The sequence below is a fragment of the Marinilactibacillus piezotolerans genome, assembly GCF_900169305.1.
Lineage (GTDB): Bacteria > Bacillota > Bacilli > Lactobacillales > Carnobacteriaceae_A > Marinilactibacillus > Marinilactibacillus piezotolerans_A.
Window position 1 is genome coordinate 231,864 of record NZ_FWDP01000004.1, and the last position, 16,731, is coordinate 248,594.

Sequence of the window (16,731 nt, forward strand, 5' to 3'; positions counted from 1 at the left end):
AATGGGGTTTTTAGAAGTACAGGATTTAAAAATCCACTATCCGATTCGCGGTGGAATATTAAATACCATACAAGATTACGTAAGAGCCGTTGATGGCGTATCCCTTAAAATTGAAAGTGGAAAAACTTACGGATTAGTTGGAGAATCAGGTTCTGGTAAGACAACGATCGGTAAAACTATAGTCGGACTTGAAAAGGCGACTTCTGGTAAAATTCTCTATGAAGGGGAAAACGTCACAAATAAAGCGCGTAGTAGAAATAAGAAGTACGCGAATTATAATAAGGATGTCCAAATGATTTTCCAAGATTCAACTTCATCTATGAATCCTAAAAAACGGATTATTGATGTGATGGGTGAACCGATGAAGAATTACTTTGATTACACACCTGCTGAAATTAAACGACGAGTGGCAGAACTTCTTGATATCGTTGGAATGAATGCAGAAGCGATGTATAAATATCCACATGAGTTTTCGGGTGGACAACGTCAACGTATCGGAGTCGCGAGAGCTGTAGCGAGTGATCCCAAATTAATCATTGCTGATGAACCAACTTCAGCACTAGATTTATCTGTTCAAGCTCAAGTACTGAATTTTATGCGAAGAATCCAGAAAGAGTACAATTTAAGTTACTTATTCATCTCTCATGATTTGGGTGTTGTACAACACATGTCAGATGATATTGCGATCATGCATAGAGGTCGATTCGTTGAGAGAGGACCTAAGCAAGAAATTTACCAAAACCCTCAACATATCTATACAAAACGTTTATTATCTGCTATTCCTGATATGGATCCTACAAAGCGTGCATCGCAAAAAGTTGAACGTCAGCGTGTAGAAGCAGAATACGATGCGCAAGAAGCAGAGTACTACGATGAAAATGGACGTGTATACGATTTGCAGCCATTTGACGGTGACCATATGGTAGCTTTGAAACCAGATGAGCCGAACAGCTCGCTTCAAAATGAAACAATCAATACAGGAGGGGAAGCATAAGATATGTGGAAAACAATATTCAGACGATTACTATTGATGATTCCCCAAATTATCATATTAAGTATCTTAATTTTCATTATTGCAGAATTTATGCCGGGAGATCCATTTACCGGAATGATTGATCCAAACGTTGATCCTGCTCAAATTGATGCGTTAAGAGAGCAATTTGGATTAAACGACCCGCTTCCAGTTAAATATGTTCGCTGGGTAGGGAATGCATTACAGGGAGACTTTGGTAGAAGTTTTAATTATAAAACAGATGTATTGAATGTAATTGGAGATCGATTAGGCAATACGGTACGACTTTCATTACTCTCTACTGTTTTAACCTATCTAATTGCTCTGCCACTGGGGATATTCTCTGGACGATACAATGATACTTTATTTGATAAAGGTGTTATCATTTATAACTTCGTAAGTTTTGCAGTTCCAACCTTCGTTTTAGCATTGTTAATGGTCTTTGTTTTTGGATACAACCTTGGATGGTTTCCATCAAGAGGATCAATCGATGTTCAAGCTTCTGGATTCTGGGAAGAATCATGGAGCAGGTTATATCATTTAATCTTACCATCGATCACAACAGCGATTTTGGGTACGACGAGTATTATCCAATTCCTAAGAACTGAGATTATTGATGCAAAAACATCTGATTATGTCAAAACAGCTCGATCTAAAGGTGTTCCGATTGATAAAGTATATACAAGACATATTTTTAGAAATGCTTCCTTACCGATTGCTTCAGGGTTTGGATATACAATAGTAAACTTATTAACTGGGTCAATTTTTATCGAACGTATTTTCAATTACAGCGGTATGGGGAATTTGTTTATAGAATCTATCTTATCCCGTGATTATAGTGTTATTTTTGTACTCGTACTTTTCTATGGTATTCTCGGATTGATTGGTACACTATTATCTGACTTGATCTTAATGACCGTAGATCCTAGAATTCGAATTGATTAAGAGAATACGACTTAGAAAGGAATGAAATAGATGGCTTCAAATCAAAATACTGAAGCAGATATCATGGCAGATGATATGTCTGCTTCAACACCTCCAATGGGATTTAAAGTAATTGTTAAGGAATTCGCTAAAGATAAGCTTGCGTTAGGTTCGTTGATCTTAATGGTTGCGATACTATTATTTATTTTCATCGGATCTTTTATTATAGACCAAGATGCTGCTACACGAGTAAGTCTATTCGATGCTTATCTTCCGCCGTTTTCATCAAGTACGGATCCGGCTTATCAAGGAACCGAATACTTATTGGGAACTGATTCAGCAGGTCGGGACATTTTTGGACAATTGGTTATAGGAGCACGAAATTCTCTACTTATCGGATTATCCGTTACGGTGATTACGAGTGTTCTAGGGATCATTGTGGGTATTTTAGCGGCATACTATGCTGGAATGGTAGATAATGTAATCATGCGAGTTATTGATTTTATCATGATTTTACCGCAGACGATGATCATCATAATTTTTGTAACCATTGTCTCAAACTATAATGTATTCTCATTCATTTTAATTATGAGTGCTTTCTATTGGGTGGGGCAGGCCCGATTCATTCGTGGACGTGCCTTAACTGTCGGAAGACTGGATTTCATCAGTGCTTCTAAAACAATGGGAACACCGACTTATAAAATTATTCTTCGAGAAATGATGCCGAACATCAGTTCATTGATCATTGTTAACTTGACTTTGAACTTTGCGGCAAATATTGGGCTTGAAACCGGGTTATCATTCCTTGGGTTTGGACTTCCTTCGAATGTTCCAAGTTTAGGTACACTTGTTTCAGCTGCTACTAATCCAGATATTCTGGAAAACAAATCATGGGTTTGGTTACCGGCTTCTACACTTATTTTAGTGTTGGTGCTGTGTATAAACTATGTCGGTCGAGCTCTACAACGTTCGGCAGACGCAAAACAAAGACTAGGTTAAGAAAAGGGGAGAAAGACATGTCAAACAAGAAAAAATATAGCTTGTTAGCTAGTTCAGCAGCCGTTGCATTCATCCTTGCTGCTTGTGGCGGATCTGACGATTCAGCTTCAGAATCAGGTTCTGAAGGCGGATCTACAGAGGGGGGATCTACAGAAGAAGTAGAAATCCCTACATTCGAGCAAAGTGTTACAAATGAAGGGGAAGCTATCGACGGCGGAACAATGAGCATTGCTTATGTAAGTGACTCTGCTTTCACTGGAATCTTCAGTTGGGAACTTTATGAATCAGGTCCTGACGCGGATGTTATGGCTTACACTATGGGTCAATTATTAGGAGTAGATGAGAACTACCAATACGATGATACTGGTGCTGCTTCAATCGATGTTGATCCGGAAACAGATACAGTAACTCTTACAGTTAAAGACGGTGTTACATGGCACGATGGGGAACCTTTAACTGCAGATGATATCCTTTTCGCACATGAAATTATCGGTAGTCCAGATTACACTGGAATTCGTTATTCTAGCGACTTTGCTGCAATCGAGGGAATGGAAGCATACAAAAATGGCGAAGCTGATTCAATCAGCGGTATGACATTATCTGATGATGAAATGACTTTAACAATTCAATATGAATCTGTTGGGGTACAAATGCTTGCAGCTGGTGGTGGAGTTTGGGGTTATGCAGCTCCTCGTCACTATCTAGGAGAAATCCCAATTGCTGATCTTGAATCTGCTCCAGAAATCAGAGAGAATCCACTAGGGTTCGGACCTTTCAAAGTAGATAGTATCGTACCAGGTGAGTCTGTTTCATATTCAGCTTACGAAGATTATTACCGTGGTACGCCACAACTAGATGGAATTGAATTAGAGACAGTATCTCCATCTACTGCAGTAGCAGCGATGGAAAACGCTCAGTTTGATTTATTCACTGGCGGCGTTCCAACTGACCAATATGACAGTTTTGCTGATATGCCTGGCTACACAATCTTAGGACAAGATGATCTTGCGTACACTTATATCGGATTCAAACTAGGTGAATGGCAAGAAGCTCAAACAGACGAAGACGGTAATGTAACTGAACCTGCTCAAAACGTATATAATCCAGATGCTAAAATGGCTGACGTAAACTTACGTAAAGCTATGGCATATGCGATTGACAACGATGCAGTTGGTGAAAGATTCTATCAAGGATTGCGTCGTCGTGCAAATTCACCAATCATCCCGAACTTTGCTGACTACTACAATGCTGATGTAGAAGGTTACCCTATTGATGTTGAAGAAGCTAACCGTTTACTAGATGAAGCTGGATACGAATATGACGGTGAATTCCGTACTACTCCTGAAGGCGAAGAACTTGTCATCAACTTCGCTTCAATGTCTGGTGGAGATGTTGCTGAACCAATCGCTGAATACTATATCCAATCATGGGCAAATATTGGGTTGAATGTTCAGTTAGTTGATGGACGTTTGTTAGAATTTAACTCATTCTACGATCGTGTTGAAGCAGATGATCCAGAAATCGATATCTATCAAGGTGCATGGGGAACTGGTTCTGATCCAACTCCAGACGGACTTTGGGGACCTACTGCAGCATTCAACTATACTCGTTGGGTAACAGATGAAAACACTGCTTACATGGAAGATCTATTAAGTGATCAAGGTTTCGATACTGAATGGCGTGCAGAAGTATTTAATGAATGGCAAGAATACTTCATGGACCAAGTTCCAGCTATCCCAACTTTATTCCGTAAAGCTGTTTATCCAGTTAATAACCGTGTAGGAGCATTCGACATTACTCCTGGTGCTAACTTGGATGATCCAGGCGTTGGATACCACACTTGGTACTTGACTTCTGAAGAACGTGCAACTGAATAATAAAGAATCTTTAAATCTGTTCTTTAATTCGAAAGTCGATCATATCATTAGATATGGTCGGCTTTTTTTCTATGATTAAAGTTCACTTTGCTAACACCATAAGAAAGAAATATGATATGATTTAAAATAGCCTTGCGAACAAACGTTATTCTATTTAGTGCATATATGCAATTAGAGAGGAAGAAGCATATGTTTTTAGCGTGGAAAGAAATCATCTATTCCAAGACGAGATTTTCACTGATTATTGGAATCGTTGTTTTAGTGGCATACTTAGTTTCATTTTTAACAGGGTTAGCTAATGGACTGGCTCAGGAGAATAAGGATGCTGTTGATAAATGGCAAGCAGACAGTATTGTATTAGCTGAGGAATCCAATCTCAGTCTGAATATGTCTATGTTGACGCTTGACGATGCAGATACAATAGCTGCCGATCAGAAAGCAGTTTTAGGAATCAGCTCTAATATTGTCAGGCTTGAGTCCTCTGAATCATCAGAAGATAATATCGACGTAACCATTTTCGGTATTAAAATGAATGAATTTTTAGTTCCTGAAATCGTTGAAGGAAAAGCAGTTAATGAGCAAGGAGAAGTCATTGCTGATCTATCGTTAAAAGAAGAAAAAGGTATCGAAATCGGTGACATACTGAATATATCTGGGAAAGAATCATCATTGAAAGTTGTTGGATTTACAGATAAAGCTAAATTTAGTGTCAGCCCAGTGCTTTATACACAGTTAGATACCTATCAGGATATTAGCAGTGCCAATCGCTCAGCTGATAGTCAAGATCAGATTAATGCAATTATTTTGAGAGACGAGCGGCCAGCAGAAGAGATTGAAATAAATAATTCTGCATTAACCGTTTATTCAATAGATGAATTCGTCAACAATCTGCCAGGGTATAATGCTCAGGTGCTTACTTTTGGTTTAATGATAGGCTTTCTTATTTTGATTGCAGCGCTTGTAATAGGAATATTTATTTATGTGCTGACGCTTCAAAAAGCTTCTATGATTGGTGTAATGAAGGCCCAAGGCATCTCTTCAAATTATATTTCTAAATCTATTATTGCTCAAACGCTTATTTTAGCTTTATTAGGTGTTTTAATCGGTTTTGGGCTGACCATTTTAACCGGATTATTCTTGCCGGCAGCAGTCCCATATCAAAATAATTATATCTTCTTAGCTGCAGTAATGGCTGGTTTATTAGTTTTTGCTTTATTAGGTGCAGTCTTTTCAGTAAGAACCATTGTAAAAGTCGACCCATTAGTGGCAATAGAGTAGGAGATGAACGATGAAATCTATCGAATTAAAAAAAGTGAACAAACAATTCAAAGATGGCCGCAAAACGATTGAGGCGTTAAAAGAAACAAACTTTTCAGCAGAACCGGGAGAATTTGTTGCGATTATCGGTCCAAGCGGATCAGGTAAAAGTACATTTCTAACAATTATTGGTGGTTTGCAGCAACCTACTGAAGGAGAAGTATTTATTCAAAACGAACCGTTCAGCAATTTACAAGAGAAGGAGCGAGCGAAAAGGCGATTCAAAGATATTGGATTTATCTTGCAGGCTTCCAATCTGATTCCCTTTTTAACCGTTAAAGAACAATTGCAGCTCGTAAACAAAGTAGAAAAAACGAAGTCAGATGAAAAAAAAATCGATCAACTGTTAACGGAATTAGGAATACTAGAACTGGCTGACAAATATCCCCGTGATTTATCTGGTGGAGAACGGCAACGCGCTGCAATTGCGCGAGCTTTATATCATGAACCTTCTGTTATTCTGGCAGATGAACCAACCGCCAGCCTGGATACAGAAAGAGCCATCGAAGTTGTAAAAATTCTGGCTCATGAAACAAAAGAAAAAAGTAAAGCTACAATCATGGTAACGCATGATGAACGACTGACTGACTATTGTGATTCTGTTTATGTAATGAAGGACGGCGTTTTAAATAAGCGGGAGAAAAGCAGAAAGTAGGACAAAAATGAAAAAGACAGTAACAGTTATTGGTGCAGGTGCAGCAGGTTTAGCTAGTGCGATTCGACTGCAGCATGCGGGATATAATGTAACCATCTATGAAAAAGAATCTTTGCCCGGTGGTAAAATGAATCAGTTGACTAAGGATGGCTATACTTTTGATATGGGTCCCAGTCTAGTCATGATGCCGGATATTTACAAAGAAGTCTTCGAGGTAGCAGGCAGAAACCCTGAAGACTATATTCCGATGCAGCGAGTTGATCCAATGTATTCCGCATTTTTCGGAGATGAAGAAATCAATGTCTCGTCAGATCTGACTAAAATTACTCAAGAGATAGAAAATATCAGTGATGAGGATATGGCTGGATTTTTAGGCTATCTGAAAGATATTTATGAGCGGTATATCGTAGCCAGAGATCATTTTATCCAAAGACCCTTTAGAAATCCAAGTGATTTTTATAATCCGTTCATGATTCATCAAGCGTTGAAATTAAAAACGTTTGATAGTGCCAACCATTCGATCGCAAAGTACATTAAAGATAAAAGACTCCAGCAGATTCTAAGTTTTCAGACACTTTATATAGGTGTTTCTCCAAAAAATGGTCCTTCACTTTATACAATTATTCCAATGATTGAATATTTGTATGGTATCTGGTTCATTAAAGGCGGTATGCATACTATGGCCAAAGCGATGGAAAGACTGTTTAAAGAGCTGGGCGGGACTCTTCAATACAATACAGCGGTAGAAGAAATCGTTATTGATCAGCAAGAAGCGAAAGGAATTCAGGTCAATGGTCAACTGATTCCTTCTGACTACGTTATGTGTAATGCAGATTTTCCTTATGCCATCAAACATTTAGTCAAAGATCAGAAAGCTAAAGGGAAATATACAGATAAGAAAGTTGATAAAATGAAGTATTCTTGTTCTTGCTTTATTATGTATTTGGGTATGAACAAAAAATACGAAGATGTAAAAAACATGCATAATTTTGTATTTGCAGAAGATTTGGATGAAAATCTGGAAGACATTTTTTCTGGAGAAGTATTGAGTGATCCCTCTTTCTATGTGTATATGGGATCAAAAATGGATGCAGATCTAGCACCTGAAGGAAAAGATGGTTTATATATCTTAATTCCCGTTTCAGACTTGTCCACTTCAAAATATGAATGGAATGAAGATACGATTGAGTACTACAAAAAGCGTGTATTCAACAAGTTGAAGACAATAAATGGTTTTGAAAACATAGAACAAGAAATTGTCTCTGAATCTTATATGACACCGAATGACTGGAGAGATCAGTTCAACGCGTATAATGGTGCTTGTTTCGGATTGCAGCCGACATTAACGCAAAGCAACCACTTTAGACCTCAAGCAAAAGCAAAAAACTGTGAAAAGCTTTATTTCACTGGCAGCAGTACGCATCCAGGTGCCGGAGTACCAATCGTATTAACATCTGCTAAAATTGCTGCAGAAGAATTGATGCTGGACGACAAATAAACAGAAAATCCCTGAAAATCAGAATGCTACATTCTGGTTCTCAGGGATTTTTTTATAATTTGAAATACTTTTTCAAGTAATCAGCTAAGCCGTGGTCATCATTGATTTTATGTGTTAAATCATCAGCGATAGCTTTTAATTTATCATTTCCATTTTTCATGACTACACCGTGACCAGCATATTGGATCATTTCATAATCATTTTCTTCATCACCAAAAGCAATAATATCTTGCTGTTTGATATTGTAGTAGGAGGCAATTCTCTCAACACCCATTGCTTTCTGGACACCTGCGGCTACAACTTCTAGACAAGGAGTTAATCCTCCCCAGGTTCTGACTTCTACCGCATTGCCGTAGTTTTGAATGATTCTTTCTTCAATCATCGGCTGATTTTGCTGACTATAAGTAAATACTTCAACCGAAGTAGGATCCACTAGCAGCGTTTCAGAAGATAATTGTTTGCTGACTTCTATTCCTTCAGGGAAGAAATCAGGATAAGGTATAAAGTCGCCTTCTACATAGATCCCGTCTCTTGACTCAGCTGCAATCAATTGGACGTCTGGATCATTTTTTAAAGAAAGCATTGAAATAGCCAGATCTTTGCTGAGGGTTTTGTGATAGCCATAGTTCCAGTTATTGTCAGATGGGTGGTGGCACCAGGCGCCATTGAAATTGACCATCGGGGTATCCATTTTTAGTTGATTATAATAGTAGTAGCTGTTTCGGTAAGGTCGCCCTGTGACGATAGATACGATATGTCCTTGATCACGCAGCTGATCTATTACACGATGCGTTTCGGGCGTAATCTGCTGTGTATTGTTCAAGGTTGTTCCATCTAAGTCCAAAGCAATAAATTTTCGATTCATTAAAAAGCTCCTTCGTTAAACCAGTTAAATATTAGACACCCTAATATTAAAAAGATTTGATCTGTGATAAAATAAGTAAAGATATCTACTTAAGTATAACAAACTGAAAATAAAATGTATATGAACTTGGAGTGAGCAGAATGTACCAAATCATTCAAAAATCAATCGGTGGAATTCCATTACTGGAAATTGTTCAAGAAGAGTTAAAAGATCAGCCGATTCCAACTGTCCTGTTTTATCATGGATGGACCAGCCATAAAGAGTCCGTGCTAGTCCATGGCTATGAATTAGCGAAGAGAGGCATTAGAGCGATATTACCGGAAGCTTACATGCATGGAGAGCGATTTGACCCGAATCATTCTTTGAATGATAATACGATTTTCTGGCAAGTGGTGTTTCACAACCTGCAGGAAGTTCAAATGATTCGAGATCATTACTTAGAACAAAATCTTTCAGATCCTGACCGATTTGGTATTAGCGGTTTATCCATGGGTGGGATTACGACCAGTGCTATGCTGACGCAGTTTGACTGGATTCATTCTGCTGCTGTCTTGATGGGTAACACTAATCCCTATGCATTTTCAAAGTGGCTGCTTCATTCTAACTGGTATAGCGGTAATGAGAATATTGATGGTTTGTTAAGCCAGAAAGTCAAAGATCAATTAACGGCTGTCTCACTCAGCGATCAGCCTGAAAAAATAAACGGACGACCCGTTTATTTCTGGCATGGCACACAGGATGAGTTAGTGCCGTTTGAACAGACAGAGCAATTTATCCAACAGATTAAAGACGAGTCTTACGCAGAAAATATATCTTTTACCATCGGTTCTGGCCATGGGCATAAAGTACCTTATGATATTTCTGCATCAATGGCTGAATTTTTCAAAAAAAGTTTTAATTTATAAATCGTACCAAGCTTAACTCACAGGTAAACGAACTTATCCTAAAGGAGGTAAAAGCATGTCAGAAGACAAAACAGTATGGTCAGAAGAGAAAATTCAAGATATTAAAAACCGCATTATGGAGTCATTAGAGCAAGTCATTGATCCCGAACTGGGGATTGATATTGTCAACTTAGGGTTAGTCTATGAAGTCAATGTTTTTAATGGCGGTTATTGTGAAGTGAAGATTACGTTAACAACAATGGGCTGTCCGTTAGCCGATGTAATTACAGAAGACATTCTGGAAGCGATGAGTCATGTTCCGGAAATTACTGAAACGGACGTGAAATTAGTCTGGTATCCAGCTTGGGATACTTCCAGAATGAGTCGTTATGCAAGAATCGCCTTAGGAATAAGGTAACAGCTAAAGAATTGAGTCTTGTGTAAGCCTGCTCGATTCTTTTTTAGTGACTAAAAAAAGTGAGGAGAAAGTTGAATGGCTGAATATACTACAATGATGCAAGAATCAATAGCAGAAGCTCAGCAAGTTGCAAAAACTCGGTCTCATCAGTTGATTGAGGTGGAGCATCTTTGGAGAATTTTTATGCAGCCGGATCATATTGCTTATCGATTATATGAAACTTGCGGTCTTGATATGGAAGCTTTTCTAACGATTGTTGAGGCAGCAATTGATCGTTTACCAGTCGTTCAAGGAACCTCAGTACAGTATGGCACTCAACTGTCCAGAGCTTTATACGACCTGCTTCAAAAAGCAGAACAAGCTGCTCAGGAATTTGACGATACTTATATCGCTGTGGATGTTGTGCTGATAGCTTTAATGAGAATTGAACAGCATCCATTAAAATCATTTTTGATCGAACAAGGTATAACAGAATCCAAACTGCAAGCAATGGTTATGGAATGGAGAGGCGGAGAATCTGTGAAAAGTCCAAATCAAGAAGCCGCGTATCAGGCGTTAGAATCCTATGCAGTGGACTTAGTGAAACAAGTGAAAGAAGGCAATCAGGATCCAATTATCGGTCGAGACGACGAAATCCGGGATGTCATTCGTATTCTTTCTCGTAAAACAAAAAACAATCCAATTTTGATTGGAGAACCGGGCGTCGGAAAAACAGCCATCGTTGAAGGTCTGGCACAAAGAATCGTAAGGAATGATGTACCGGAAAATCTGAAAAATAAAAAAGTGTTTTCTTTAGATATGGGTGCTCTGATTGCCGGTGCAAAGTTTCGAGGCGAATTTGAAGAACGGCTGAAAGCTGTATTAAAAGAAGTTAAAAACAGTAACGGTAAGATTTTACTATTTATTGATGAGATTCATACGATCGTTGGAGCCGGCAAAACAGAAGGCAGCATGGATGCGGGGAATCTATTGAAGCCAATGCTTGCAAGAGGAGAGCTGCACTGTATCGGCGCTACAACAATCAACGAATATAGAACGTATATGGAAAAAGACAAAGCGTTAGAAAGAAGATTTCAAAAAGTAACGGTGAATGAGCCTTCCATTGAAGAAGCGATCAGTATTTTAAGAGGATTGAAAGAACGGTTTGAAATCCATCACGGCGTCAACATACAGGATAATGCTTTAGTCGCTGCTGTGCAATTATCCAGCCGGTATATGACAGAAAGATTCTTGCCGGATAAAGCGATCGATCTTGTTGATGAAGCTTGTGCTACCATTCGGGTAGAAATGAATTCAATGCCGAATGAATTAGATCTTTTAACAAGAAGAAAAATGCAGTTGGAGATCGAAGAGCAAGCTTTGAAAGAGGAAGCAGATGAGAAAAGCAAAGCGAGGTTATCTGTTCTTCAACAGGAGTTGGTAACGACACGAGAAGAAGTAGAAACGCTGTCTCTGAAATGGAATAAAGAAAAAATCTCTATGCAAGATATCCAAGATAAGAAAACCGAGATCGACCAAGCAAAACGCAAATTAGAAGAAGCTGAATCAGAATATAATCTGGAAGAAGCAGCGAAGCTGAGACACGGCACTATACCGGCTCTGGAAAAAGAACTATCACAATTAGAATCGATTCATCAGGAGAATCGTTCTAGCGAAGACCGACTTGTACAGGAAACGGTAACGGAAGATGAGATGGCAGAAGTCGTTGCCAGAATCACAGGTATACCAGTCAATAAACTTGTAGAAACAGAGAGAGAAAAACTGCTGCATCTAAATGAAACGATGAAGACACGGGTTATTGGACAAGACCAGGCAGTCGACACAGTAACAGATGCCATTCTTAGAGCAAGAGCAGGGATACAAGATCCCAATCGACCATTAGGTTCATTCCTCTTTTTAGGTCCTACAGGTGTAGGGAAAACAGAGTTAGCCAGAACACTCGCTGAGCAGTTATTTGATACACCGGATCAAATGGTCCGTTTGGATATGAGCGAATACATGGAAAAGCATAGTGTATCCCGCTTGATCGGTTCACCGCCCGGATATGTCGGCTATGATGAAGGCGGGCAATTGACAGAAGCGGTTAGGCTGAATCCGTATACGATTCTATTGCTGGATGAGGTAGAAAAGGCGCATCCTGATGTGTTCAATATTTTGCTGCAAGTGCTAGATGAAGGTCGTCTAACAGACTCTAAAGGTCAATTAATCGATTTTAAAAATACAGTGCTGATTTTGACTAGTAATATTGGGTCGGACATTTTACTGCAAGAGACCTCATCGACCGGAGAAGTTAGTGATGAAACCGAGCAAAAAGTCCGCCAGCTATTATTTGGTTCTTTCAGACCAGAATTTTTGAATCGGTTAGATGATATTGTTTTATTCTCTCCGATCACAAAACAGAATATGGTGATGATCGTCGGAAAACTTGCAAAAGATCTGGAACGCAGATTAGCTTACAATGGGTATAAATTAGAAATAACGGAAGCGGCTAAAAACTGGATTGCAGAGCAAGCATACGATCCTGCTTTTGGTGCACGGCCGATTAAAAGATATCTGACAAATGAAATAGAAACGCCGATTGCTAAAATGATCATTGCGGATACATTGAAAAAAGGAGAAACCATCATTGCAGATCAGCAAGATGATCAATTAGTATTCAATTCAATGCCTATTTAAGAGAGTTGAGAATAAGGACTGTGAAACCTGTCACAGGACCAATCAAGGAATAATCTGATAAAGAGAGGAGCAAGGCTTTGCAGACACAACTTCAAGTGATCAGTACGTATACATTGTTAAACAGTACAACGACAATCGACCAGTTGATCAATGCAGCGAAAAACAGAGGATATTCGTCCATAGCCTTGACTGACCGGAATATTCTCTACGGAGCAGTAGAATTTTACGAAAAAGCAAAACAAGCTGATCTCAAACCTTTGCTGGGTCTAGAACTAGAGATCGAGTCGATTGCTGATCCAGAGAAAGCAGTTCCAATGGTTCTACTGGCAAAAAATGAGTCAGGATTCAAGCAGTTGATGACTCTTTCAACAAAAAGAATGATGGAAGATGCTCCTGTGTCTTTAGCTTTTCTTGAGCGAAACAGTCATCATCTGATTGCAATCACTCCTGGAATGAATGGAGAAGTTTCCCAAGCGTTATTGGCTTCAAATCGTCAAGGAGCAGCAGAAGCTCTTGAAAAATATAAAAAAATATTCGCTCACTTTTATGCAGGTTACTCTCTAAGAGCGGGGGAGCCAACTGTACAACAAGCACTGCTGTCTTTGGCTAATGAACTAAATGTTTCGGTGACAGCCTTTGACCCAGTTGAATACATTGATGAAGATGATGCATTTGCAGTTGATGTGCTGAAGACGATCAGCGCTAATGAGACGATCGAATCCGTTAAAATTTTGGAAAAGAATCGTCATTTATTAGCCGCTGCTGAACTGACCTCTCTCTATGAACAGGCAGGATTAAAAGAAATTGCCGAGACAGCTGACAAGATAGCAGAGCAAGTCTCTATTGATCTAATATTAGATCAGCCTGTGCTGCCGAGATTCCCGATTCCTGAAGGTAGAGAGACAGATGAATATTTAAAACAGCTCTGTACAGAAGCACTGCCAAAAAGGATTCAAAATCCTTCTCAAATCTATAAAGACCGTTTAGAAAAAGAATTAACGATTATTTCGAAAATGGGATTTTCAGATTATTTTCTGATTGTGTGGGATTTGATCCGTTTTGCACATAGTCAAAAGATCGTTACAGGTTCCGGAAGGGGATCAGCGGTCGGTTCGCTTGTTTCTTACGTGCTGAAAATTACGGATGTAGATCCGATTGCCTATGGGTTGCTGTTCGAGCGGTTTTTAAATGAAGAACGATATTCTATGCCGGATATTGACCTGGATTTCCCAGATAACCAGCGTGAAAAAATGCTTTTTTATGTTAATCAGAAATATGGACAACAGCATGTCGCACAAATTGCAACTTTTGGAACGTTTGCAGCAAAGATGGCGGTCAGAGATTCGGGCAGAGTGTTTGGTTTAACGACTCAAGAATTAAAGAAATGGTCAGATGCTATTCCGATTAGTTTAGGGATGACATTGAAACGAGCAGTGAAAGAGTCTGAGAAATTAAGAAAACTGATAGAAGAAAACGAACAAAATCAATTGATATTTGATACGGCTAAACGAATTGAAGGACTGCCGAGACATGTTTCTACTCATGCAGCAGGTATCGTTATTTCTGATAAACCACTAATCGATAATGTACCGCTCCAGCAAGGAAACGGCACATTATCGCTTACGCAATTTGCAATGGCTGATGTAGAAAAGGTTGGATTGCTGAAGATGGATTTCTTGGGATTAAGAAATCTTACTATTCTCTCCGACTGTTTAAGACTGACCAATACAGATCAGAACCTTTCTATGACATTAAACGATATTCCGTTAAATGATCCAAAAACACTGGAAGTATTTAAAAGAGGAGCCACAAATGGTATTTTCCAGTTTGAGTCTCCAGGGATTAAACGAGTACTAAAGAAATTGGAACCGAATGATATCGAGGATGTCATAGCCGTTAATGCACTGTATAGACCAGGTCCGATGGAACAGATCGATACCTTTATTTCTCGTAAAAAAGGAAATGAGCCGATCGTTTACCCTCACGATGATTTAGAAGATATTCTAGGTATTACTTATGGCATTATGGTTTATCAGGAACAGGTCATGAGAGTAGCTTCAAAACTCGCTGGGTACAGCCTTGCGGAGGCTGATATGCTGAGAAGAGCCATTTCCAAAAAAATCAAGTCTGAGATTGATAAAGGACGGGCACAGTTCATCGCCGGAGCTGTTCAAAAAGGCTATACAGAAGATACGGCCGCAATTGTCTATCACTACATTGAACAGTTTGCTAACTACGGCTTTAATCGTTCTCATGCTGTGGCTTATTCAATGGTGGCGTACCAGTTGGCTTATTTCAAAGCACACTACCCGGCTGCCTTTTATGCAGCACTCATGAAAGCTTCGTCAAACAATAAAAGCAAACTACAGGAGTATATTGTAGAAGCAAGAAAAAGAAGCGTTAAAATGGCTGGTCCAGATATAAATACAAGCGACTATTCATTCACAATGCGTAATGGAATCATTCAGTCCGGACTGGATATTGTTAAAGGGCTTAGAAGAGATTTGATTCACTCCATCTACAGTAATCGCAGAGAGAATGGACAGTACAAAGATTTTATCGACTTTATCAGCAGATTGGAAAGTAAATGGAGAAAAGAGCAGTATATCAAACCGCTAGTTTATGCAGGGGCTTTTGATCAGCTTCCAGAGAACAGAGGAACGATCTTGCATTCTCTGGAAGGTGTGATAGATAGTATCAATATGAGCAGTGGAAATATGGAATTGTTTGAGTCTTTGGCCCCAAGAATTGAATCAGTAGAAGATCTTTCTCAAGAAGAAAAACTTGAACAGGAATTTTCAGTCACAGGGTTTTACTTGTCTAGCCACCCTAGTGAACAGTATGATGAACTAAGAAAAGCATATCAGATGCAGTATATTGCTGATGCAAAATCGAACAGATCCACTAAGATCCTTGGTACAATAAAGTCGATTAAGACGATTCAGACTAAACGCGGTGAACCGATGTCTTTTGTGGATGTGACAGATCAGACTGGAACCTGCTCTTTAACACTGTTTCCTGAACAGCACAGAAAATATATCAAACAATTAGAAAAAAATGTGACGGTAGCAGCGGAAGGTAAAATGGAGTCAGATCAAAATGGACTGAAGCTGCTGGTTAGAAACTTGGACCTGGCCGATTCTTTAAGTCTTCCTGAGAAACCCAAGACTTTATTTTTGAAAATCGAGTCGCTCAAGGAGCAGCAGGAGCAATTTACTGATGTTCAAGCTGTCTTGAAACAACATGGCGGAAATATTCCTGTTTTGCTTTACGAATCCAGTACAGAACAGAAGCATTTACTAAAAAAACAGTTCTCAGTGGATGGATCTGAGGAACTCCTTAAAACGTTAAAGCGAATTCTTAGTGAAAAACAGGTCATATTACGATGAATTCGTAGAAAATCTGTGTTAGTTGCTATTTTTATGAGACAATAAAAGCAAAAAGTGATAGAATAATATTTGTATGGAAACTAGATGAATATGCAGCGAAAGAAATTGACGCTGAAGCTATATACAAGTTTGCGGTGATTGAATAGAGAAATTTGTTCAGAGCAGACTATTCATCAACATCTATTTAAATGATTAAAATAAGTATTAGAGGTGAAAA

General features: G+C 38.9%; 12 protein-coding genes. 11 read left to right on the plus strand and 1 reads right to left on the minus strand.

The window, feature by feature from the left end; genetic code table 11:
- The first annotated feature begins 1 nt into the window (after position 1).
- The 7 genes from B6F02_RS05100 (at position 2) to B6F02_RS05130 (ending at position 8,282) form a co-directional block, all read left to right on the plus strand.
- Positions 2-994 carry an ATP-binding cassette domain-containing protein gene (locus B6F02_RS05100; RefSeq protein WP_080146295.1) on the plus strand — a complete coding sequence of 331 codons (993 nt, stop codon included), beginning with the start codon at positions 2-4 and terminating at the stop codon, positions 992-994.
- Between the two features lie 3 nt (positions 995-997).
- Positions 998-1,957 carry an oligopeptide ABC transporter permease gene (opp4B, locus tag B6F02_RS05105; protein WP_080146296.1) on the plus strand — a complete coding sequence of 320 codons (960 nt, stop codon included), beginning with the start codon at positions 998-1,000 and terminating at the stop codon, positions 1,955-1,957.
- Between the two features lie 30 nt (positions 1,958-1,987).
- Positions 1,988-2,935, plus strand: coding sequence for an ABC transporter permease (locus B6F02_RS05110; RefSeq protein WP_080146297.1), 948 nt, complete (start codon positions 1,988-1,990; stop codon positions 2,933-2,935).
- 17 nt (positions 2,936-2,952) lie between these two features.
- Positions 2,953-4,812 (plus strand): oligopeptide ABC transporter substrate-binding protein, encoded by a 1,860-nt coding sequence (locus B6F02_RS05115; RefSeq protein WP_080146298.1) that lies wholly within the window; start codon positions 2,953-2,955, stop codon positions 4,810-4,812.
- Positions 4,813-5,001: 189 nt separating this feature from the next.
- The gene (locus B6F02_RS05120) at positions 5,002-6,090 is read left to right on the plus strand and encodes an ABC transporter permease (RefSeq protein WP_080146299.1); all 1,089 of its coding nucleotides are present in this window, start codon (positions 5,002-5,004) and stop codon (positions 6,088-6,090) included.
- Between the two features lie 10 nt (positions 6,091-6,100).
- The gene (locus tag B6F02_RS05125; protein WP_080146300.1) at positions 6,101-6,784 is read left to right on the plus strand and encodes an ABC transporter ATP-binding protein; all 684 of its coding nucleotides are present in this window, start codon (positions 6,101-6,103) and stop codon (positions 6,782-6,784) included.
- 7 nt (positions 6,785-6,791) lie between these two features.
- Entirely contained in the window at positions 6,792-8,282 is a 1,491-nt protein-coding gene (locus B6F02_RS05130) for a phytoene desaturase family protein (RefSeq protein WP_080146301.1), read from the plus strand.
- Positions 8,283-8,334: 52 nt separating this feature from the next.
- On the opposite strand, the gene B6F02_RS05135 is transcribed toward B6F02_RS05130, so the two are convergent.
- Positions 8,335-9,147, minus strand: coding sequence for a Cof-type HAD-IIB family hydrolase (locus tag B6F02_RS05135; RefSeq protein WP_080146302.1), 813 nt, complete (start codon positions 9,145-9,147; stop codon positions 8,335-8,337).
- Between the two features lie 140 nt (positions 9,148-9,287).
- Here B6F02_RS05135 and B6F02_RS05140 point away from each other — a divergent pair, with 140 nt between their 5' ends.
- The 4 genes from B6F02_RS05140 to dnaE all read left to right on the plus strand — a co-directional run bounded on the left by B6F02_RS05140 (position 9,288) and on the right by dnaE (position 16,514).
- Positions 9,288-10,052, plus strand: a complete 765-nt coding sequence (locus B6F02_RS05140; RefSeq protein ID WP_080146303.1) for a prolyl oligopeptidase family serine peptidase — start codon at positions 9,288-9,290, stop codon at positions 10,050-10,052.
- Positions 10,053-10,107: 55 nt separating this feature from the next.
- Positions 10,108-10,449, plus strand: a complete 342-nt coding sequence (locus tag B6F02_RS05145; RefSeq protein ID WP_080146304.1) for a metal-sulfur cluster assembly factor — start codon at positions 10,108-10,110, stop codon at positions 10,447-10,449.
- A 75-nt stretch (positions 10,450-10,524) separates the two neighbouring features.
- On the plus strand, positions 10,525-13,125 hold the full coding sequence (clpB, locus tag B6F02_RS05150) for an ATP-dependent chaperone ClpB (RefSeq protein WP_080146305.1): 2,601 nt from the start codon (positions 10,525-10,527) through the stop codon (positions 13,123-13,125).
- 77 nt (positions 13,126-13,202) lie between these two features.
- Positions 13,203-16,514: a DNA polymerase III subunit alpha gene (gene dnaE, locus B6F02_RS05155; protein ID WP_080146306.1), complete on the plus strand. Its 3,312-nt coding sequence runs from the start codon at positions 13,203-13,205 to the stop codon at positions 16,512-16,514.
- The last annotated feature ends 217 nt before the right edge of the window (positions 16,515-16,731 follow it).

Excerpts from the sequence above, each read along its gene's own strand:
- B6F02_RS05110 (WP_080146297.1), top strand. The coding sequence starts at position 1,988 with ATGGCTTCAAATCAAAATACTGAAGCAGATATCATGGCAGATGATATG.
- B6F02_RS05130 (WP_080146301.1), top strand. The coding sequence starts at position 6,792 with ATGAAAAAGACAGTAACAGTTATTGGTGCAGGTGCAGCAGGTTTAGCT.
- B6F02_RS05125 (WP_080146300.1), top strand. The coding sequence starts at position 6,101 with ATGAAATCTATCGAATTAAAAAAAGTGAACAAACAATTCAAAGATGGC.
- B6F02_RS05145 (WP_080146304.1), top strand. The coding sequence starts at position 10,108 with ATGTCAGAAGACAAAACAGTATGGTCAGAAGAGAAAATTCAAGATATT.
- clpB (WP_080146305.1), top strand. The coding sequence starts at position 10,525 with ATGGCTGAATATACTACAATGATGCAAGAATCAATAGCAGAAGCTCAG.
- B6F02_RS05120 (WP_080146299.1), top strand. The coding sequence starts at position 5,002 with ATGTTTTTAGCGTGGAAAGAAATCATCTATTCCAAGACGAGATTTTCA.
- B6F02_RS05140 (WP_080146303.1), top strand. The coding sequence starts at position 9,288 with ATGTACCAAATCATTCAAAAATCAATCGGTGGAATTCCATTACTGGAA.
- opp4B (WP_080146296.1), top strand. The coding sequence starts at position 998 with ATGTGGAAAACAATATTCAGACGATTACTATTGATGATTCCCCAAATT.
- B6F02_RS05135 (WP_080146302.1), bottom strand. The coding sequence starts at position 9,147 with ATGAATCGAAAATTTATTGCTTTGGACTTAGATGGAACAACCTTGAAC.
- B6F02_RS05115 (WP_080146298.1), top strand. The coding sequence starts at position 2,953 with ATGTCAAACAAGAAAAAATATAGCTTGTTAGCTAGTTCAGCAGCCGTT.
- B6F02_RS05100 (WP_080146295.1), top strand. The coding sequence starts at position 2 with ATGGGGTTTTTAGAAGTACAGGATTTAAAAATCCACTATCCGATTCGC.